This is a genomic window from Pseudomonas sp. S2_H01 (genome assembly GCF_054668305.1).
In genome coordinates this window covers 3,595,233-3,614,951 of record NZ_CP162756.1, presented here as the reverse complement: position 1 = coordinate 3,614,951, position 19,719 = coordinate 3,595,233, and the positions used below count along the sequence as shown (strand labels likewise).

Below are 19,719 nucleotides of genomic sequence, written 5' to 3'. Positions count from 1 at the left end.
ACGCCTTGTAACAGCTTGAAATACCTCCTCCTCCCGCGTCGCGGCGTTTTGCCTTTACACAGAATGCAAATCTTTCGCATTATGTCGCAGCTTTTTTCTGGCGCTCGCCACCGTTCACACTCTCTTTCAGACGCAGGATTCCGTCATGATTCGTATGCCCCTGGCAACCGCAAGTCTGCTGGCCATCGCTATCTCTCTGGCCGGTTGTGACCAAGGCAAGGACAAGCCCGCTGCCGCCGCGCCATCCCCGACGCCCGCCGCAGCCGCGCCGGCGCCAGCAGCAGCGCCAGCCGCCGCACCGGCTCAGACCAACGATGCCGCCACCAAGGCCGTGGTCGCGAATTACGCGAACATCGTCTTCGCCGTGTTCAGCGACGCCGAATCCACCGCGAAAACCTTACGGACCGCTGTCGACACCTTCCTCGCCAACCCGAATGACCAGACCCTGAAAGCCGCGCGCGACGCCTGGGTTGCGGCCCGTGTGCCGTACATGCAGAGCGAAGTGTTCCGCTTCGGCAACACCATCATTGACGACTGGGAAGGTCAGGTGAACGCCTGGCCGCTGGACGAAGGCCTGATCGACTACGTGGCCAAGGATTACCAGCATGCGCTGGGCAACCCGGGCGCCACCGCGAATATCATCGCCAACAAGTCGGTGCAAGTCGGCGAAGACAAGGTCGACGTCACGGAAATCACGCCTGAGAAACTGGCCAGCCTGAACGAGCTGGGCGGCTCCGAAGCCAACGTCGCGACCGGTTACCACGCGATCGAATTCCTGCTCTGGGGTCAGGACCTGCACGGCAACGGCCCGGGCGCAGGCGAACGCCCTGCCAGCGACTACATCGAAGGCAAAGGCGGCACCGGCGGTCACAACGATCGTCGCCGTGCGTACCTGAAAGCTGCCACCGACCTGCTGGTGAGCGACCTGGAAGAAATGGTCAACAACTGGAAACCGGGCGTTGCTGACAACTACCGCGCCACGCTGGAAGCGGAGCCTGCTGAAAACGGCCTACGTAAAATGCTGTTCGGCATGGGCAGCCTGTCCTTGGGCGAGCTGGCGGGCGAGCGCATGAAGGTGGCGCTGGAAGCCAATTCCAGCGAAGACGAACACGACTGTTTCAGCGACAACACTCACAACTCGCACTTCTATAACGGACTGGGGATCCGCAACGTTTATCTGGGTGAATACACCCGCGTAGACGGCAGCAAGGTCAGCGGGCCGAGCCTGTCCTCGCTGGTCGCCAAGGCCGATGCCGCGACCGACAGCACTGTGCGCGCCGACCTGGACGCCACCCAGGCGAAACTGCAGGCAATCGTCGATCATGCCAACAAGGGTGAACACTTTGACCAGTTGATCGCGGCGGGCAACACCGCTGGCAATCAGGTCGTGCGTGACGCCATCGCGTCGCTGGTCAAGCAGACCGGCGCGATCGAACAAGCCGCCGGCAAGCTGGGCATTACCGACCTGAACCCGGACAACGCCGATCACGAATTCTGATTGGCGCCGTTTGTGCTCCCACGGTCCTGATCGAAGCCTGCCTGGCACTCGCCAAAGCGCGCTTCGATGATCGTCAAAAGAAGGCCGACCCGTTAGCGGGCCGGCCTTTTTTTGACCACAAAAAAACCGTCAGAACCGCCATAAACAGGGGGTTTCTGAAGACCAATCCGTAAGTTATGTAGGGCATTTCCTGTTCGCTCCGTGTCGGATTGAACACGCTTTATTCGCCGTCGATCATGCGCACTTCCTTGACCCCACCCTATCCAGGAGGAGACAGAAAGTGCCCAAGAGAAACAATAAAAGGCGCCGCGTCGGTAAGCTCAAAGCCAATAACTACGGCATCCATTTGTTGGTCGGCATCAAGGGGCCTCGCGCCTGGAAAGTGACGATCTACCGTGATGGAAGAACCTTCAACAGACTGTTCTCATTCTCTCGCTACGGCGGGGCCGAAACCGCTCGCAAAGCGGCAGACGCCTGCCGCGATCAATTGCTGCTCGAACACCTGCCCAAGCTCAGCCGGGACGTCCGTCAACGCATCATCTCAACCAACACCAGCGGCTATCCCGGCGTGCATTACCGCTGCTACACCGGCATCGCCTATTGGGTAGCGCGCACGACCCTGCGCAATGGCAGCAGCGTGACCAAGTCCTTCAGGGTCGAGCACTACGGCTACGACAGAGCCAAGGAACTCGCCATCCGCGAACGCGAGCGTCAGCTCGACAGCATTGGCGACTACCGCTCGTTCAAAGTGATAGAAGGCGAACGACGACTCATGCAACTGCTGGTGGAGAACCCCGCACTGGAAATTTCAGGACTGTGATGGGCAAGTTGCCGCCAAATCTCGGGGCTGGCGGCAAATTGGTTACAACACGTTTCGAGAGAGGCTTACAAACGCAAATCCCTCTTATTCCTCAAGAACGGGGCTGGTAAGCTTGCTCGCCCCGATTTCCACCCCTTTGCAGGATGTGTATGACTGCGCGGTTCCGTCTCTGGCTTTTCCTGCTGATGGCTTCGGCCATTGGCGGGTGCGATGACGCCCCGCGTTTCACCGCTGCCGAGCCTGGCGAAGCGCAATCCGGCGGCGCGACCACCGTCCACAAAAAGGACCGCACTGCGTTTTCCCTTCCTGCGGCCAACCTTTCACCGACCCGGCGGCTGGACTTCAGCGTCGGCAACAGTTTCTTCCGTAACCCTTGGGTCATCGCGCCCTCGACCACCACCGCGCGAGACGGCCTGGGTCCCCTGTTCAACACCAACGCCTGCCAGAACTGCCATATCAAGGACGGCCGCGGACACCCGCCCGAGCCGGGCGCCGACAACGCCGTGTCGATGCTCGTGCGCCTGTCGATTCCCGATGAGCCTGCTTTCGCAGAGCACATCAGGCATCTGGGGCTGACACCGGAGCCGGTCTACGGCAAACAGCTGCAGGACATGGCGATTCCCGGGGTCACACCCGAAGGCAAAGTGCGCGTGGAATATGACTCGATGACCGTGCATTTCCGCGACGGTACGCCCGCGCACCTGCGTCGCCCTACCCTGCAGATCACCCAGCTGGGTTATGGGCCAATGCACCCGCAGACCCGCGCGTCGGCCCGCATCGCGCCGCCCATGATCGGCCTGGGCCTGCTGGAGGCTATTCCCGAAGCAGCCATTCTGGCCAACGCGGATCCGGATGACAGCAAAGGCACCGGGATCACCGGCACACCCAACTGGGTCTGGGACGACGCGCAGCAGAAAACAGCGCTCGGGCGCTTCGGCTGGAAAGCTTCGCAACCCAGCATCAATCAACAAAACGCCCATGCGCTCGCGGGCGACATGGGGCTGACCTCGAGCCTCAAGCCAGCGGATGACTGCACACCGTCGCAGACCGCCTGCCTTGACGCGCCCAATGGCCAAGGCCCCGATGGCGAGCCGGAGGTCAGTGACAACATTCTGCGGCTGATCACGTTCTACACCCGCAATCTGGGCGTGCCGGCGCGCCGTGACGTGGCCGGTCCGCAAGTCCTGGCGGGCAAGAATCTGTTTTTCAAGGCCGGTTGCCAGCAGTGCCACACGCCGCAGTTCACAACCGCAGCCAACGCTGCAGAGCCGGAACTCGCCAACCAGGTGATCCGCCCTTATACCGACTTGTTGCTGCACGACATGGGCGAAGGGCTCGCCGACAACCTCACTGAGTTCAAGGCCAACGGGCAGCAATGGCGAACCCCGCCATTGTGGGGCATCGGACTGACTCAGGCCGTCAGCGGTCATACCCAGTTTCTGCACGATGGCCGCGCCCGCAACCTCATGGAAGCCGTGCTGTGGCACGGCGGCGAAGCGTTGCCCGCGCAGCGTCAGGTGCTGGCGTTCGACGCACAACAGCGGGCAGCGCTTCTGGCGTTCCTGAATTCCCTTTAAACGTATTATCCGAACGATAAGGAGCCGGACATGTTCCGTCCCAAGCTGTTGCTCACCAGCCTCGCCGCGCTCGCGCTGGGTGCCTGCGCACCCGCAGACCCGCAGGCCGTGACGTCTGCCGCCATCGCCAAGCAAGTGATCCTGCCGACCTACAGCCGCTGGGTCGACGCTGATCGGCAACTGGCCGTCAGTGCGCTGGCGTTCTGTCAGGGCAAAAGCGATCTGGACACCGCGCGGGCCGACTTCCTCCATGCCCAGAAAGCCTGGGCCGAACTTCAGCCGTTGCTGATCGGTCCGCTGGCCGAAGGCAACCGCTCGTGGCAGATCCAGTTCTGGCCTGACAAGAAGAACCTTGTGGGCCGTCAGGTCGAGCAACTGGTGACTGCCCAACCTCAGATCAGCGCCGATGCACTGGCGAAATCCAGCGTCGTCGTTCAGGGGTTGTCGGCGTATGAATACATCCTGTTCGATGCCGAAATCGACATGGCCAGCGCTGACCAGAAAGCGCGCTACTGCCCGCTATTGATCGCCATCGGCGAACGCCAGAAAACCCTCGCGCAAGAGATCCTCGACGGTTGGAACAGCACCGACGGCATGCTCGCGCAGTTGAGCAAATTCCCGAACCAGCGCTACGCCGACTCTCACGAGGCCATCGCTGAACTGTTGCGCGTGCAGGTCACGGCACTGGATAGCCTGAAGAAAAAACTCGGCACACCGCTGGGCCGCCAGACCAAAGGCGTGCCACAACCTTTCCAGGCCGAAGCATGGCGCAGCAAGGCGTCGCTGAGCAGCCTGCAAGCCGGTCTCGCCAGCGCCGAAACGGTCTGGTCGGGCGTGGACAACAAAGGCCTGCGCGGCCTGCTGCCTGCCGAGCAAAAGCCGCTGGCTGACAAGATCGACGCTGCCTACGCTGAAAGTCAGAAGCAGCTGGCGGCGCTCAAACCGCCACTGGTCGAGCTGCTGGCCACCGAGCAAGGCCGGCAGCAGTTGAACGCGTTCTACGACAGCCTCAACAGGGTGCATCGCCTGCACGAGGGCGAACTTGCCAAAGCACTGGGCATTCAGCTCGGCTTCAACGCCAACGATGGTGACTGATATGTTGCGACGTCAGGCTCTGGCTCTCGGCAGCCTTGTTCTCAGCGCCTGTACCTTGGGTGGATGGACACTGTTCAAAAAGAAAGGCGACAGCCCGCTGCTGCTGTCTGCCCGAGATGACAGCGATGGCAAGCACTACGCCGTGGGGTATCGCGTGGACGGCGCTCAGGTGTTCGCCACACAGGTGGCCCAGCGTTGCCACGACATCATCAATCATCCAGAGCGACCGATCGCGCTGTTCGTCGCCCGCCGACCGGGCACCGAGAGCTACCTGATCGACCTGCGCGACGGTCGCCTGTTGCAGACCATCACCTCGAAGCCGAATCGGCATTTCTACGGCCATGCAGTCATTCACAAGGACGGTGAATGGCTGTACGCCACCGAGAACGACACCACCGATCCAGGACGCGGACTGCTCGGTGTGTACCGGTTCGTCGGTGATCGCCTGGAGCACAGTGGTGAGATTCCCACCCACGGCATAGGCCCGCATCAGGTCTCCTGGATGCCTGACGGCGAGACGTTGGCCGTCGCCAACGGCGGTATCCGTACCGAGGCCGAAAGCCGGGTCGACATGAACCTCAATGCCATGGAGCCCAGCCTGGTCCTGATGCACCGGGACGGCACACTCTTGAGCAAGGAAACCTTGGCCCAGCCGATGAACAGCGTGCGCCACATGGCAATTGCCGCGGACGGCACCGTCGTAGCCGGGCAACAGTTCATGGGGCCGTCCCATGAATCGGCCGAGCTGCTGGCGATCAAACGGCCGGGACAGCCGTTTCAGGCCTTTCCCGTGGCTGAGCAACAGTTGCAAGCGATGGCGCACTACACCGCGAGCGTGGCCATCCACAGCGAGCTGCGGTTGGTCGCCTTGACGGCTCCGCGTGGCAATCGTTTCTTTATCTGGGACCTGGACACCGGCGCCGTCCGGCTGGACGCGCCGCTGCCTGATTGCGCGGGGGTCGGGGCAGTCGCCGATGGGTTTGTCGTTACCTCGGGGCAAGGCCGATGCCGCTTCTACGATTGCCGCCAAAGCACACTGGTCGCTCAGCCACTGGCGTTGCCGGCAGGATTGTGGGACAACCATTTGCATCTGGTGTGAGTTTTTTAGGTTGGCTTGAGGGCATCAAAGTCGCCTGATTCATCTGTTTTCCAAGGAAGTGGAATATGTTGCGTCGCCGCATGTTGATCATGTTGGGTGTTGTCGTCATCGTGGTGCTGGCCCTGGGCGGGTATAAGGCATTTTCGATCTACCAACAGATCCAGCAATTCACCGCCCCCAAGCCGCCGATCAATGTGGCGGTCGCCGTGGTCGAGGAACGTCCCTGGCAGAATCGCCTGCCTGCCATCGGCACGCTCAAGGCTTTGCAGGGCGTAGACCTGGCGCTGGAAATCTCTGGCACGGTCAAGGCCTTGCAGTTCGAGTCCGGCCAGAAGGTCAAGGTCGGCCAACCGCTGGTGCAGCTCGACAGCGATGTGGAGAAAGGCCTGCTCGGCACCGCCGAAGCTGACCTGGGTCTGGCGCAGCTGGACTTCGCGCGCGGCAGCAAACTGGTGGGCGATGGGTCCATTTCCAGAGGCGATTTCGACAAGCTCGCCGCCACTCAGAAAAAAGCTGCGGCCAGTGTCGCGCAACTGAATGCCTCGCTGGCCAAGAAGCGCATTCTTGCGCCATTCAGCGGCACCATCGGCATTCGTCAGGTGGACGTGGGCGATTACCTTGCCAGCGGCACGGTCGTCGCCACCCTTCAAGACCTGACCAGCCTCTACGCCGACTTCTTTGTGCCGGAACAGGTGCTGCCAAAACTGGCCCTCGGTCAGCAGGTGCAGGTCAGCGTCACGGCTTATCCGGACGCCGTGTTCACTGCCAGCATCAGCGCCATCAACCCCAAGGTCGAAGATGCCACGCGCAACGTGCTCGTGCGCGCCACGCTGCCCAACCCCGACGGCAAGTTGCTGCCCGGCATGTTCGCCAATCTGCAGGTCATCCTCGGACAGGACACACAGCAACGGGTGGTGCCCGAAAGCACCATTACCTACACGCTGTATGGCAACTCGGTGTATGTCGTCGTGCCGAAGAAAACCACCGACGGCCAGCCGGAAAAAAACGACAAGGGTGAACCGCAACTGGCCGTGGAACGACGTTTCGTGACCACCGGTGAGCGCCGTGGCGGGCTGGTGATCATCAGCAAGGGATTGAAAGCAGGCGAGCAAGTGGTGACCGGCGGCCAGCTCAAGCTGGACAACGGCACTCACGTCGCCATCAGCGCCGATCAGGCTGCGCCCGCAGAGCAGAACAGCCAGCCCAAGGTTGACTGATCACAGCTGATGGCTCGAAGGAGCTTTCAAAGGAACGTTCATGGCATTCACAGACCCGTTCATCCGCCGCCCCGTCCTCGCCAGCGTGATCAGCCTGCTGATCGTTCTGCTGGGCTTTCAGGCGTTCAGCAAACTGACCATCCGCCAATACCCGCAGATGGAAAACGCCCTCATCACCGTGACCACGGCGTACCCCGGCGCCAACGCCGAAACCATCCAGGGCTACATCACCCAACCGCTGCAGCAAAGTCTGGCCAGCGCGGAAGGCATCGACTACATGACCTCGGTCAGTCGGCAGAACTTCTCGGTGATCTCGATCTACGCGCGCATCGGCGCCAACACCGACCGTCTCTACACCGAGCTGCTGGCCAAGGCCAACGAAGTCAAAAACAAGCTGCCGCAGGACGCTGAAGACCCGGTGCTGAGCAAGGAAGCGGCCGATGCCTCGGCGCTCATGTACATCAGTTTCTACAGCTCGGAACTGAACAATCCGCAGATCACCGATTACCTGTCCCGCGTCATTCAGCCAAAACTGGCCACGCTGCCCGGCATGGCCGAAGCCGAGATTCTGGGCAACCAGGTGTTTGCCATGCGCTTGTGGCTGGACCCGGTCAAGCTCGCAGGCTTCGGCCTGACAGCCACCGATGTGACGGACGCTGTGCGCAAATACAACTTCTTGTCCGCTGCGGGCGAGGTCAAAGGCGAATACGTGGTGACCAGCGTCAACGCCACCACTGATCTGAAATCACCGGAAACGTTTGCCGCCATCCCGCTGAAAACCGTGGGGGACAGCCGTGTCTTGCTCGGTGACGTGGCGCGCGTGGAAATGGGCGCGGAAAACTACGACACCGTCAGCTCCTTCGATGGCACGCCCTCGGTGTACATCGGCATCAAGGGCACGCCCAGTTCCAACCCGCTGGACGTGATCAAGGAAGTCCGGCGGATCATGCCGGAACTTGAAGGCCAACTGCCGCCCAGCCTGAAGGTGTCCATCGCCTACGACGCCACCCTGTTCATCCAGGCTTCGATCCATGAAGTGGTGAAAACGCTGATCGAGGCGGTGTTGATCGTCATCGTCGTGGTGTTCCTGTTTCTGGGCGCGCTGCGCTCGGTTTTGATCCCGGTGATCACCATCCCGCTGTCGATGATCGGCGTGCTGTTCTTCATGCAGGTGATGGGGTACTCGATCAACCTGCTGACGTTGCTGGCCATGGTGTTGGCGATCGGCCTGGTGGTGGACGACGCGATTGTCGTGGTGGAAAACATCCATCGGCACATCGAAGAAGGCAAAACGCCGCTGAACGCAGCGCTGGAGGGTGCACGGGAAATCGCGATGCCGGTGGTATCGATGACCGTGACCCTGGCCGCCGTTTATGCGCCTATTGGCTTCCTGCAGGGCCTGACCGGCGCACTGTTCAAAGAGTTCGCGTTGACGCTGGCCGGTGCCGTGGTGATTTCCGGTATCGTCGCCCTCACGCTCTCGCCGATGATGTGCGCCGTGCTCCTGCGCCACGACGAGAACCCCACTGGCTTGGCGCACAAGCTCGACCAGATTTTCGGCGGCTTGAAAGTGCGCTATCAGCGCCTGCTGCACGGCACGTTGAACAGCCGTCCGGTGGTCATCGTCTTCGCGGTGCTGGTGCTGTGCCTGATTCCGGTGTTCCTGAAATTCAGCCAGTCGCAACTCGCGCCTGATGAAGACCAAGGCATCGTTTTCATGATCGCGACGTCGCCACAGCCGACCAACCTTGATTACATGAACAAGTACACCGACCAGTTCATCTCCATTTTCAAGGCGTTCCCGGAGTACTACTCGTCCTTCCAGATCAATGGTTTCAACGGTGTACAGAGCGGTGTCGGGGGTTTCCTGCTCAAGCCATGGGGCGAGCGCAAGCGCACGCAAATGGAGCTGTTACCCGAGGTACAGGCCAAGCTTTCACAGATCACCGGCCTGCAGATTTTCGGCTTCAACCTGCCGTCATTGCCGGGAACCGGTGAAGGGCTGCCCTTCCAGTTCGTCATCAATTCGCCAAACGATTATCCAGCCCTGCTTGAAGTGGTGGACCGGATCAAGAAACGCGCGACGGAGTCCGGCAAGTTCGCGTTTCTCGACGTGGACCTGGCGTTCGACAAGCCGGAAGTCGTGGTGGATATCGACCGCGCCAAGGCGGCGCAGATGGGCGTTTCGATGCAGGACCTGGGCGGGAGCCTCGCGACCCTGCTGGGCGAAGCGGAGATCAACCGCTTCACCATCGATGGCCGCAGTTACAAGGTCATCGCGCAAGTGGAACGGGCTTACCGCGACAACCCCGAGTGGCTGTCGAACTATTACGTGAAAAACAGCGAAGGCAAAATGCTCCCGCTGTCGACGCTGATCACCGTCAGTGACCGTGCCAGGCCGCGTCAGCTCAACCAGTTCCAGCAACTCAACTCGGCCATTATTTCGGGCTTTCCGCTGGTCAGCATGGGCGAAGCCATCGACACCGTGCGACAAATCGCCGAGGAAGAAGCACCTGCCGGTTTTGCCTACGACTACGCAGGCGCATCCCGTCAGTACGTGCAGGAAGGCAACGCCTTGTGGGTGACGTTCGGTCTTGCGCTGGCCATTATCTTTCTGGTGCTGGCAGCGCAGTTTGAAAGCTTTCGCGATCCGCTGGTGATTCTGGTGACCGTGCCGCTGTCGATCTGTGGCGCCCTGATCCCGCTATTCCTCGGCGTATCCACGCTGAATATCTACACACAGGTGGGTCTGGTGACGTTGATCGGTCTGATCAGCAAGCACGGAATCCTGATCGTCGAATTCGCGAACCAGCTGCGGCGCGACAAAGGCCTCGGCGTTCGAGAGGCCGTGGAGGAAGCGGCCGCGATTCGCCTGCGTCCGGTCCTGATGACCACTGCCGCGATGGTGTTCGGCATGGTGCCATTGATTCTGGCAACCGGCGCAGGAGCGGTCAGCCGCTTCGACATCGGCCTGGTGATCGCGACGGGGATGTCGGTGGGAACATTGTTTACGTTGTTTGTGTTGCCGTGTGTTTATACGTTGCTGGCTGGGCGGGTGGATCAACGCCAATAAAAAGGCCCCGATAACGGGGCCTTCAGTCAGGTGGTTGTCTCAATGCTGTGGCCCCGATCCCTGTGCAAGGCCAAACATCAACAACAACAGATCATGATCAGGTCGCGCCGGCAGCTCTGCCTTCGCTACCCGCGGCAAAGGGCAATGCCCTTCGCCGTGTACTGCGCTTAGTATCTGTGGCCTGGGTTGCTCCCAGGCGGCCATGGCAATGGAAGCGACGCCCAAAGCCCCAACCAGAAACAAACCTCGCGCCATTTCTAACTTCATCGACCTAAACCTTTGATGGGGCTGCCAAACGCCGTCTCGTAAAAGTAGACGAGCTTCTTCCAGTCTGCTGGCTGGAACGACGAATGGCGACGCAGCTGTTTCATGTCGTGCTGAGCGGCTCCGTAAGCGGTCAGACGCTGGCGGCACTTCTCCAGGTCCAGCAAGGCAACTTCAGGTTTGGCGTTTGCGCCCTCCCCGACCACGCGCACAAAAACGTGCTTGATGTAGATGCAGCTGTGCTGCCAGCGTCCCTTGTGCATACGGGCCAGGTTTTCGGCCAGTTCCTTGAGCATCTGGTCGTAAACAGCTTCGCCATACTGCTCACGGCCACCCGCTTTGAGCCAGTTTTCGAACTCGTCGTAGCCGTCCAGCGAAGCGGTGACCAGCAGCGCCCGCCATTCATTGTTCTCGTCACGCTCAGCACCGCAGAAGACCATGCGGGGAACGTTGACGTTGAGTTGGCGCAGGCCCTCCAGCGCGTCACGCTCGCGCAGCACCGTCGGACGACCGAACGGATGCAGCCAGCTGCGGTAGATGTGTCCTGTCTGGCGCTTCACGTACAGCAGGCGACCGTTTTCCGACACGACGCGCTGTACGCCACTTTCCCCTCCGCGGCGTACGTTGGGCTCTTCAACCCACTCACCACGGGTGTTCCAGAAATAGGCAAAACGGTCCTTGGCGGGAACGCTCGACTCTGCTGCAAAATCCACGGCCATCCTGTTACCTCTTACGTAATAGATACACACGCCACATGGCGTACAACGGCAGGAAGTCCAATCGCTCCTGGATGCGAAACCCTGCCTGTTCAAATTCAGCTTCTACTGTTGCCACCGGTAACACAAAGCGGTTCTGGTAACCCTCTTGCTGACGTTTACGCTCCGCGCGCTTGCGTTTCCATGCCTTGAAATTGCCATCGACCCAGAGCGATATGATCACGCTGTCACGGGTCACACGATGAAACTCTCTCAGCAGCACCGCTCTGTCCTGAGCGTTGCCGACATGGTGCAGGAGTCGCATGCAGAAGATGCTGTCTACCGCGTTGTCCGGCATGTCGATGGCGAAGGCAGAAGTCTGCAAGGGTTGTACCCTTTTCACCACGTCGGCAGGCTGAGACTCACACGCCGTGGCCACCATGGCGGCAGAATTATCGGCTCCGATGATGACCCGATTGGCCTTCTCGGCCAGCAACGGCCAGAAGCGTCCAGCGCCGCATGGCAGATCGAGCACCAGTCCAGGCTCGCCCGCCAGCGCCAGCGCGCGTCTGGCCAGCTGCTTGTCGCGACGATCAGACAACCGTCTTGCCAATCCGTCCTTGTGCTTGCGTAAATATTTTTTAGCGTGCTCGTCGTCGTATTTACGCGAGAAATCAAGCTCGATCCGCTTGCTCATGGCCGTATCTCCTGAGGGTGATACGGCCAAACTAGGCGGGTTTGCGTGACTGTCAGGTCATGCAATTGTGAAAAAAACGTCCTTTGGCCACCGCAAATGTTACGGGGTTTTTCCAGACGATAGGGCTAGCATAGGGCCATTATCCGCCTGATCGCAGCAACATTTACACTCTCTGTACAAAACCCTGGATCGAGTGTCAGGACGTTGAACTCACCACTTTCCTGAGCTCTACAGTGAACCGGCATCCGTTTGGCTGCATCGTGTCGAGGGTCACGGTCCAGCCCTGGTTTTCGCAAATACGTTGCACCAGTGAAAGGCCCAGACCCAACCCTTCGCCCCGTTGCTCGTTACCCCGGACAAAGGGCTGGAACATTGCCTCGCGTTTTTCTTCGGGTATACCGACACCTGAGTCTTCAACGGTAAAACCCTGCGGCAGCAACGTGAGGCGGATAAACCCTCGATCAGTGTAATGAAGGGCGTTACGCAACAGGTTGCCCATAACGGCGTACAAAAAGGTGGCGTTATAAGTGGTTTGAGAAGCGTTGTCAGGGTGGTATTCCAGCGACAGACCTTTGGCTTCGATGGGCTCACGCCAAAGCGTCAAAAGCTGTTGGGCCGCCCCTTGCAACGACAACTGCGGATTCATGCCTGCATCGTCACGCTGAGTACGCGCCAGCATGAGGAAGGTCTGCACCAGGTCGCGCATCTCTTCACACGCTCGCCCTACCCGCTCGACCTGTGCGCGGGCGCGCTGATCCAGTGCCGGGTTCTCAAGCAACAGTTCGCAGGAACTGGCCAATACCATCAACGGGGTTCGCAACTCATGACTCACGTCGCTGGTGAACATTCGCTCTCGGGTCAAGGCGTCGCGCAAGCGACCTAGCGTTGCGTCGAACGCCACGGCCAGCTCACCCACTTCGTCGGCGGCGTAATCCGGCGCAAGCGGCGGTGCGAGCCCCAGCAATTGGTCCCGATGACGCACCTGACGCGCCAGCCGAACCACCGGCGCCATCACCCGACGTGCAAGCACCCACCCCAGGAAAACCGCCAACGCCAGGGCCAGCACGAACCCGACCAGTACGACGGCAAACAGTACGCGCTCGCGCTCTTCGAAATCGCTTTGATCCTGCAACAGGACGTAGTGACGACCGTCGACCACCTCGACCATGGCGTGATAGGACAACGGGCCACGAAACACCTCGTGAAATCCCGGCTCCAGATGACGAAGGTCCTTGGGCAAGTCAAAATCGCCTGGCCCACCGCTGAAGTAGAAAAGCTGATCCGGCTCCGGGCGATGGCTCCAGTCCTCGACACTGTCCATGAGCAACAGGCGCGTCAGGTCCCCGCCTAACCCGGCAGAAATCAGCTTTTCCTCGACCAGGTGCACCGTCGCGACGATGCCCATGGCAAACGACCCGGCAACCAGCGCACTCATCAATGCAAAGGCAATGATGATCCGCTGCGCAAGGCTCTGCTTAAACTCCATCCCGGCCCTCGGCCAGGCGATACCCGACACCGTGCACGGTTTGCAGCAGAGGCTTGGCGAACGGCTTGTCGATCACCTGACGCAACTGGTGAACATGGCTGCGCAGGCTGTCGCTGTCCGGGCAGTCATCGCCCCACAGCGCTTCTTCCAGCACTTCACGGCGCAGCACATGAGGGCTTTTCTGCATCAACACGGCCAGCAGTTTCAGGCCCACCGGGTTGAGTTTGAGCAATCGACCCTCGCGGGTCACCTCGAGGGTGTCCAGGTCATAAACCAGCTCGGCCACCTGCAAGGTCCGGCGACCGCCGCCCTGAGCACGACGCAACACCGCTTCGATGCGCGCAGCCAGCTCCGACAACGCGAACGGCTTGAGCAGGTAGTCGTCAGCACCCGAGCGGAAGCCCTGCAGGCGGTCGTCGAGCTGGTCACGGGCGGTCAGCATGATCACCGGCGTATCGCGGCGGGCATCCTCACGCAGACGTTTGCACAGCGTGTAACCATCGATGCCCGGCAGCATGATGTCGAGCACGATCAAATCGTAGTGCTCCGTCGCGGCAAGATGCAGCCCTGAAAGCCCGTCCTGGGCGCAATCGACGGTGTAGCCCTTCAAACCCAGGTAGTCAGCCAGGTTCGCCAGGATATCGCGGTTGTCTTCAACCAGCAGGATTCTCATGGGCGCTTGTCTCCCTATACGGATGTCGGCATGACCTGGCGCAGTACTGTGTTGCGGACTCATTCAGGTCAGAGTTGGCGGCAGCTTACGGCCAAGTGCGCCAGAGGGCCAGCCTCGCCGTGCATAACGTTTTTTTCACTCCCGGTTCACAGCCCGCCGACAGCACTCGGCCCAGACTGCCGACTGCTCTCGGTCTACCTTGCGAGCCCTCCTCGCCACAACACGGGATTCACCATGTCTGAAGTCTTTGCACGTCCCGCTTCACGCCCGATCAACCTGTGGGTTTATCTCGGCATTCCAGCGGTGACCGCCATTGTCTTGCTGTTATTGGAACTGACGTCGCTGGACATGGATATCGCCAAGCTGGCCTATGATCCGTCCGCAGGCGGATTTATCGGCAAGCACAGTTACTTTCTGGAAAACGTCCTGCACGACCGGGCGAAACAAGTCGTCATCGCGCTGGCTGTGCTGTCGTTCGCCGGCTTTGTCGCTTCTTTCTTTATAGAGAAGCTCAAACCCTGGAAACGTGAGTTGGGTTGTCTGGTGCTGTCGATGGCGCTGTCGACCAGTTTCGTGACGCCGATGAAAGCCGTCACAGCCGTGCAATGCCCGTGGAGCCTGACGGAGTTTGGCGGCCAGGAGCAGTACAGCGAGCTGCTGAGCCCTCGTCCACAGACGGACAAACCCGGCCGTTGCTGGCCAGGCGGTCATGCGGCGACGGGCTTTACGCTGTTTGCGTTGTTCTTCGTGTTTCGTGATCGCAAGCCGCGCCTGGCCAAGGCAGGTCTGATCTTCGCGTTTGGCCTCGGGACGGTGTTCTCGGTGGGGCGAATGCTGCAGGGCGCGCACTTTTTCTCGCACAACATCTGGACGGCGGTGTTCTGCTGGCTGATTTGTCTGGGGGCCTACTACGTGGTGCTTTACAGGCCGGTGGGTAAGAGGGAGAAGGTTTTGGGCGGTAAGCCGGTTTCGGGCTAGCGGTTGCTTGCTTGGCGATACCGCCGCTTAATTTGCATGGATATTCGGTATTGGCGGTGATTCTGCGTTTTTTGGTTTGTCCTAACGGCCAAACTGTTCCGCCTTCGGCGGGTTACTTGAAAACCCCAAGTAACCAAGGGTTGGCTCCCGGTTTGGCCTGCACCCAAGTCGCGGTTTGTGGTGACTGGACTATTGCGTACAAGCGCAACGCGGGCTGGAGCTAACGCTCTTCGCATTTTTGGTTCGTGCACCCATCTCCCCGCCCCACTCTTAAATGTAGGAGCGTGGCTTGTCCCGCGATCTGCCGGGAACCGGCAGTAAACCCTGTGCATGCGGTGTGTCAGGTCCAACCGAGTCGCCTGGTTTTGCTACCGCTGCGCGGTAGATCGTCCGAGTGCGGCCCAGAGCAAGCGCCCTCCTACGGCCTCCGGCCAGAATCAAAAGAAGAACAGCAAGGTGCTCCTGCTCTCGCTTTTGATCTTCATACCGCGAACGTTCAGACACCGCAAAGCGCGACTTGGGTGCAGGCTGAACGCAGGCGGCGCGGAGTGGGCCGAGCGGCATGGATGCCGCGAGAGCGCCGTCAGGACAGGGATGTCCGTTCGGCGCGGGCCCACGGAGCGTCGCCGAAGGGAACCCGAGGAACGAGGGCCAAACCAGGAGCAAATGGTTGAACTGACCCCCGAAAGAAAAGTGACCCGCTGTAAGAGCGGAACCATAATCCGCGCCGCCGCAGATAACGGATATACACCCCCCCCAAAGCCACCAAACCCCAAACCCCAAACAGTGCCCATAAAAAAACCCCGCCGAAGCGGGGTTTTTCTTACAGCGAGAAGCGGGTAAGGCCGACTTACATCATGCCGCCCATGCCACCCATGCCGCCCATGTCTGGCATACCACCGCCAGCTGGCTTGTCTTCTGCCACATCAGCGATCATCGCTTCGGTGGTGATCATCAGACTGGCAATGGAGGACGCTGCCTGCAGAGCAGAACGCGTCACTTTAGCCGGGTCCAGAATACCCATTTCGATCATGTCGCCGTACTCGCCGGTCGCAGCGTTGTAACCGAAGTTACCCGAACCCTGCTTGACCTTGTCGACCACAACGCTTGGCTCGTCGCCGGAGTTTGCAACGATCTGACGCAGCGGCGCTTCAACAGCACGACGCAGCAGAGCGATACCGACGTTCTGATCGGCGTTGTCGCCTTTCAGCTCAGAGATAGCCTGCAGGGAGCGAACCAGAGCCACGCCACCGCCAGGTACCACGCCTTCTTCAACGGCTGCGCGGGTTGCGTGCAGGGCGTCTTCAACGCGGGCTTTCTTCTCTTTCATTTCAACTTCGGAACCAGCACCGACCTTGATCACAGCAACGCCGCCCGACAGCTTGGCCAGACGCTCTTGCAGTTTCTCTTTGTCGTAGTCGGACGAAGTGTCACCGATTTGCTGACGGATCTGAGCGATACGCGCGTCGATGTCGGTTTTAACGCCGGCACCGTCGATGATGGTGGTGTTTTCTTTGTTCAGCACAACGCGCTTGGCGTTACCCAGGTGCTCCAGGGTAGTGCTTTCCAGGCTCAGACCGATCTCTTCGGATATAACGGTACCGCCGGTCAGGACAGCGATGTCCTGCAGCATGGCCTTGCGACGGTCGCCGAAGCCTGGCGCCTTGACGGCTGCGACTTTGACGATGCCACGCATGTTGTTCACAACCAGAGTCGCCAGGGCTTCGCCTTCAACGTCTTCGGCAACGATCAGCAGAGGACGGCCAGCTTTGGCAACGGCTTCCAGAACTGGCAGCATTTCGCGGATGTTGGAGATCTTCTTGTCAACCAGCAGCAGCAGCGGGCTGTCCAGCTCGGCAACCATGGTGTCCGGCTTGTTGATGAAGTACGGGGACAGGTAGCCACGGTCGAACTGCATGCCTTCTACAACCGACAGTTCGTTTTCCAGACCCGAACCTTCTTCAACGGTGATAACGCCGTCTTTGGTCACTTTTTCCATGGCTTCAGCAATGATGTCGCCGATGGAATTGTCGGAGTTGGCCGAAATAGTACCAACCTGGGCAATTGCCTTGGTGTCGGTGCAAGGCTTGGACAGCGACTTCAGCTGGGCAACAATGGCAATGGTCGCCTTGTCGATGCCGCGCTTCAGGTCCATCGGGTTCATGCCGGCAGCGACGGCTTTCAGGCCTTCGTTGACGATGGCTTGAGCCAGAACGGTAGCGGTGGTGGTACCGTCACCAGCGTCGTCGTTCGCACGGGAGGCAACGTCTTTGACCAGCTGCGCGCCCATGTTTTCGAAACGGTCTTTCAGTTCGATTTCTTTGGCAACCGACACACCGTCTTTGGTGATCAGCGGAGCGCCGAAGCTTTTCTCGATGATGACGTTACGGCCTTTCGGGCCCAGGGTCGCTTTTACTGCGTCAGCCAGGACGTTCACACCGGCGAGCATTTTCTTACGGCCAACGTCGCCGAACTTAACTTCTTTAGCAGCCATGATCGATATTCCTTAAATACTTTGTAGTAACGGGAAAATGCGGGGTATCAACTCAGCCTTCGACGACCGCGAGAATCTCGTTCTCGCTCATCACCAGCAGGTCTTCGCCGTCAACTTTCACAGTGTTGCTGCCGGAGTAAGGGCCGAACACCACTTTGTCACCCACTTTCACGGCCAGCGCACGTACTTCACCGTTGTCCAGGATGCGACCGGCACCGACAGCGATGATTTCGCCACGGTTTGGTTTTTCAGCAGCCGAACCAGGCAGCACGATACCGCCAGCAGTTTTGGTTTCTTCTTCGCTGCGACGGATTACGACGCGGTCATGCAGAGGACGAAGCTTCATTGTCGATCTCCTAATTATGGTTTTTGAACGCCCGGTGTTGGCACCGGCGGGTTAAAACATCCGGGCTTGCCGGTTACGGTTCGCGAGCGAACCGCAGAATACGGTCTGACGAAATGCGCCAGAAACCTTGCGGTGACCCATACATAAGGGCAGCCAAGCTGATTACAAGGCTCAACGAAGAAATTTTTTAACGGAATCGCGGTCATGGAAGCGAACACGGCACCCGAAGGTGCCGTGTGGATCAAGCGTTGGATTCACTTTTTGTCGAGCGGCTCGAACTCGCCCTCAATCACTTCGCCTTCGATGACGTCGGGCTGGCGAGCCGCAGGGCGACCGGCGCCCGGACTCGATCCGGCAGAACGCAGGTCGTCCGCAAACGCACGCTGACGGGTCGCTGACGCCTCGGCACGCTGGCGTACCTTGTTCACCAGCAAGCGTCGGGTAAACGGCAGCAGGCAGATCAGGCCCAGTACGTCGCTGATGAAGCCCGGCAACACCAACAGGCCGCCACCGACAGTCATCATCAGTCCGTCCATCATCTGCTGAGCGGGCAATTCGCCTCGCGCCAGACTCTCACGGGCACTCATGGCGGTCGCAAGACCGGCAACACGGACCACGAAAACGCCGAGCATGGAACCCGCGACAACCAGCAGGAACGTCGCCAGGAAGCCGATAGACATTCCGACTTTCACCAGCACGAACAGCTCGAGCACTGGAAAAAGCAATAAAAGCAATAAAAAAGCGCGCATCAAATCAGTTCCTCAACGGAAGGAGTCTTCCAGTAGACACTAGGTGATGTCGCAAGGTTGTAAATTCAAGCCTCAGCGGCTTCAACGGTCGGCCATTTGTCTGCGTGAGCCAGCTGAACCAAGGCTTGGCGGACTTGTGTCGGCGTATTACACGCCTCAGCGAACGCCAGCCAGTACAGGCCCGGCCCCACGCGCAGGTGCATGCCTTCGCTGTCGATGCCGACCAACGTGGCAGGTTCGCTCTTCGGCAGGCCGGCCAGTTCGACATAGTGAGCGATGGCCTTGGCATGGTCCTCGTTCATGTGCTCGACCATGCTGGTTTCTGCGGCGCCCGCGAATGGATTGGCGAGGGCGACGTCGTCGAGCCAGTGAATCGCGCCGAACCCGCCGATGTACCGATAACGCACCGGCGCCAGTACCCAGAAATCGAAGTCGTGAGCACTGTGATAGCTCTCCGACTCGGGGAAGTAGCGGTAATAACGCTGTGCGGCAGCTTCGACAGCCGCCTCATCCGTGACCTTTTGCGCTTCAGCCATGACCGTGACGCGGCCCACCGCCTGGACATCCTCGGCATCGCGCTCGCCCACCAGCATCGAGCATTTGGGGTCGCGCTGCAGGTTGTGAGTGTGCTGAGCGATGCGGCTGATCAGAATCAGCGGCCGCCCCTGGTCGTCCAGGCAATACGGCACCACGGAGCCAAAAGGAAACCCCGGCATCGACTTGGAATGGGTCGACAGCACACCGCGATACTCCTTGAGCAGCAGGGCTCGGGCTTGCCGGTTGGCTTTGGCGCTCATGGTGGGGCTCCTGAAATGAATCAACGACTACAAAAGGGTACGCAGCAGCGTGGTGGGGTTGCGGCTCCAAGATAATCGTTATCGTTGCGAGGTGCCAGATTGGCGAGGCGTGACGATTTTGCGCGGATTAAGCGTAATTTTTTAAAGGCGGCTGAGCGCGA

17 protein-coding genes are annotated in these 19,719 nt (G+C 60.0%); 8 read left to right on the top strand and 9 right to left on the bottom strand.

What is annotated here, in order from left to right; genetic code table 11:
- Positions 1 to 145 precede the first annotated feature (145 nt).
- The 7 genes from AB4N84_RS16160 (at position 146) to AB4N84_RS16130 (ending at position 10,379) form a co-directional block, all read left to right on the top strand.
- Positions 146 to 1,498, top strand: coding sequence for an imelysin family protein (locus AB4N84_RS16160; RefSeq protein ID WP_460042198.1), 1,353 nt, complete (start codon positions 146 to 148; stop codon positions 1,496 to 1,498).
- Between the two features lie 280 nt (positions 1,499 to 1,778).
- Entirely contained in the window at positions 1,779 to 2,318 is a 540-nt protein-coding gene (locus AB4N84_RS16155; RefSeq protein ID WP_074755466.1) for an AP2 domain-containing protein, read from the top strand.
- Positions 2,319 to 2,467: 149 nt separating this feature from the next.
- Positions 2,468 to 3,895, top strand: a complete 1,428-nt coding sequence (locus AB4N84_RS16150; protein ID WP_460042197.1) for a di-heme oxidoreductase family protein — start codon at positions 2,468 to 2,470, stop codon at positions 3,893 to 3,895.
- 30 nt (positions 3,896 to 3,925) lie between these two features.
- On the top strand, positions 3,926 to 4,990 hold the full coding sequence (locus AB4N84_RS16145; RefSeq protein WP_074755462.1) for an imelysin family protein: 1,065 nt from the start codon (positions 3,926 to 3,928) through the stop codon (positions 4,988 to 4,990).
- Position 4,991: 1 nt separating this feature from the next.
- Positions 4,992 to 6,089: a DUF1513 domain-containing protein gene (locus tag AB4N84_RS16140; RefSeq protein WP_460042196.1), complete on the top strand. Its 1,098-nt coding sequence runs from the start codon at positions 4,992 to 4,994 to the stop codon at positions 6,087 to 6,089.
- A 65-nt stretch (positions 6,090 to 6,154) separates the two neighbouring features.
- Positions 6,155 to 7,306, top strand: a complete 1,152-nt coding sequence (locus AB4N84_RS16135) for an efflux RND transporter periplasmic adaptor subunit (protein ID WP_460042195.1) — start codon at positions 6,155 to 6,157, stop codon at positions 7,304 to 7,306.
- A 40-nt stretch (positions 7,307 to 7,346) separates the two neighbouring features.
- Complete coding sequence (locus AB4N84_RS16130; RefSeq protein ID WP_460042194.1) at positions 7,347 to 10,379, top strand: multidrug efflux RND transporter permease subunit; 3,033 nt, start codon at positions 7,347 to 7,349, stop codon at positions 10,377 to 10,379.
- Positions 10,380 to 10,418: 39 nt separating this feature from the next.
- Here the strand turns inward: AB4N84_RS16130 and AB4N84_RS16125 are convergent, their stop codons facing one another.
- From AB4N84_RS16125 to colR, 5 genes are all read right to left on the bottom strand, one after another.
- Entirely contained in the window at positions 10,419 to 10,646 is a 228-nt protein-coding gene (locus tag AB4N84_RS16125) for a hypothetical protein (protein ID WP_074755454.1), read from the bottom strand.
- Positions 10,643 to 11,362 (bottom strand): lipopolysaccharide kinase InaA family protein, encoded by a 720-nt coding sequence (locus tag AB4N84_RS16120; protein WP_074755452.1) that lies wholly within the window; start codon positions 11,360 to 11,362, stop codon positions 10,643 to 10,645. The genes AB4N84_RS16125 and AB4N84_RS16120 overlap by 4 nt, the downstream gene beginning before the upstream one ends.
- A 4-nt stretch (positions 11,363 to 11,366) precedes the next feature.
- Positions 11,367 to 12,035 (bottom strand): class I SAM-dependent methyltransferase, encoded by a 669-nt coding sequence (locus AB4N84_RS16115; RefSeq protein ID WP_074755450.1) that lies wholly within the window; start codon positions 12,033 to 12,035, stop codon positions 11,367 to 11,369.
- A 196-nt stretch (positions 12,036 to 12,231) separates the two neighbouring features.
- Positions 12,232 to 13,521, bottom strand: a complete 1,290-nt coding sequence (locus AB4N84_RS16110) for a sensor histidine kinase (RefSeq protein WP_074755448.1) — start codon at positions 13,519 to 13,521, stop codon at positions 12,232 to 12,234.
- Positions 13,511 to 14,194: a two-component system response regulator ColR gene (gene colR / locus AB4N84_RS16105; protein WP_062384084.1), complete on the bottom strand. Its 684-nt coding sequence runs from the start codon at positions 14,192 to 14,194 to the stop codon at positions 13,511 to 13,513. Before colR ends, AB4N84_RS16110 begins: the two co-directional genes overlap by 11 nt.
- A gap of 234 nt (positions 14,195 to 14,428) precedes the next feature.
- Between colR and AB4N84_RS16100 the strand changes: the two genes are divergently transcribed.
- On the top strand, positions 14,429 to 15,172 hold the full coding sequence (locus AB4N84_RS16100; protein ID WP_074755444.1) for a phosphatase PAP2 family protein: 744 nt from the start codon (positions 14,429 to 14,431) through the stop codon (positions 15,170 to 15,172).
- Between the two features lie 850 nt (positions 15,173 to 16,022).
- On the opposite strand, the gene groL is transcribed toward AB4N84_RS16100, so the two are convergent.
- From groL to AB4N84_RS16080, 4 genes are all read right to left on the bottom strand, one after another.
- The gene (groL, locus tag AB4N84_RS16095) at positions 16,023 to 17,666 is read right to left on the bottom strand and encodes a chaperonin GroEL (RefSeq protein WP_074755442.1); all 1,644 of its coding nucleotides are present in this window, start codon (positions 17,664 to 17,666) and stop codon (positions 16,023 to 16,025) included.
- A 52-nt stretch (positions 17,667 to 17,718) separates the two neighbouring features.
- Complete coding sequence (locus tag AB4N84_RS16090) at positions 17,719 to 18,012, bottom strand: co-chaperone GroES (RefSeq protein WP_062384143.1); 294 nt, start codon at positions 18,010 to 18,012, stop codon at positions 17,719 to 17,721.
- A gap of 254 nt (positions 18,013 to 18,266) precedes the next feature.
- On the bottom strand, positions 18,267 to 18,761 hold the full coding sequence (locus tag AB4N84_RS16085) for an FxsA family protein (RefSeq protein WP_074755440.1): 495 nt from the start codon (positions 18,759 to 18,761) through the stop codon (positions 18,267 to 18,269).
- 65 nt (positions 18,762 to 18,826) lie between these two features.
- A complete protein-coding gene (locus tag AB4N84_RS16080) occupies positions 18,827 to 19,558 on the bottom strand; it encodes a HugZ family pyridoxamine 5'-phosphate oxidase (protein ID WP_460042193.1) in 732 nt (243 codons plus the stop codon).
- Positions 19,559 to 19,719: the final 161 nt, after the last annotated feature.

Excerpts from the sequence above, each read along its gene's own strand:
- AB4N84_RS16160 (WP_460042198.1), top strand. The coding sequence starts at position 146 with ATGATTCGTATGCCCCTGGCAACCGCAAGTCTGCTGGCCATCGCTATC.
- AB4N84_RS16150 (WP_460042197.1), top strand. The coding sequence starts at position 2,468 with ATGACTGCGCGGTTCCGTCTCTGGCTTTTCCTGCTGATGGCTTCGGCC.
- AB4N84_RS16145 (WP_074755462.1), top strand. The coding sequence starts at position 3,926 with ATGTTCCGTCCCAAGCTGTTGCTCACCAGCCTCGCCGCGCTCGCGCTG.
- AB4N84_RS16140 (WP_460042196.1), top strand. The coding sequence starts at position 4,992 with ATGTTGCGACGTCAGGCTCTGGCTCTCGGCAGCCTTGTTCTCAGCGCC.
- AB4N84_RS16135 (WP_460042195.1), top strand. The coding sequence starts at position 6,155 with ATGTTGCGTCGCCGCATGTTGATCATGTTGGGTGTTGTCGTCATCGTG.
- AB4N84_RS16130 (WP_460042194.1), top strand. The coding sequence starts at position 7,347 with ATGGCATTCACAGACCCGTTCATCCGCCGCCCCGTCCTCGCCAGCGTG.
- AB4N84_RS16125 (WP_074755454.1), bottom strand. The coding sequence starts at position 10,646 with ATGAAGTTAGAAATGGCGCGAGGTTTGTTTCTGGTTGGGGCTTTGGGC.
- AB4N84_RS16120 (WP_074755452.1), bottom strand. The coding sequence starts at position 11,362 with ATGGCCGTGGATTTTGCAGCAGAGTCGAGCGTTCCCGCCAAGGACCGT.
- AB4N84_RS16115 (WP_074755450.1), bottom strand. The coding sequence starts at position 12,035 with ATGAGCAAGCGGATCGAGCTTGATTTCTCGCGTAAATACGACGACGAG.
- AB4N84_RS16110 (WP_074755448.1), bottom strand. The coding sequence starts at position 13,521 with ATGGAGTTTAAGCAGAGCCTTGCGCAGCGGATCATCATTGCCTTTGCA.
- colR (WP_062384084.1), bottom strand. The coding sequence starts at position 14,194 with ATGAGAATCCTGCTGGTTGAAGACAACCGCGATATCCTGGCGAACCTG.
- AB4N84_RS16100 (WP_074755444.1), top strand. The coding sequence starts at position 14,429 with ATGTCTGAAGTCTTTGCACGTCCCGCTTCACGCCCGATCAACCTGTGG.
- groL (WP_074755442.1), bottom strand. The coding sequence starts at position 17,666 with ATGGCTGCTAAAGAAGTTAAGTTCGGCGACGTTGGCCGTAAGAAAATG.
- AB4N84_RS16090 (WP_062384143.1), bottom strand. The coding sequence starts at position 18,012 with ATGAAGCTTCGTCCTCTGCATGACCGCGTCGTAATCCGTCGCAGCGAA.
- AB4N84_RS16085 (WP_074755440.1), bottom strand. The coding sequence starts at position 18,761 with ATGCGCGCTTTTTTATTGCTTTTATTGCTTTTTCCAGTGCTCGAGCTG.
- AB4N84_RS16080 (WP_460042193.1), bottom strand. The coding sequence starts at position 19,558 with ATGAGCGCCAAAGCCAACCGGCAAGCCCGAGCCCTGCTGCTCAAGGAG.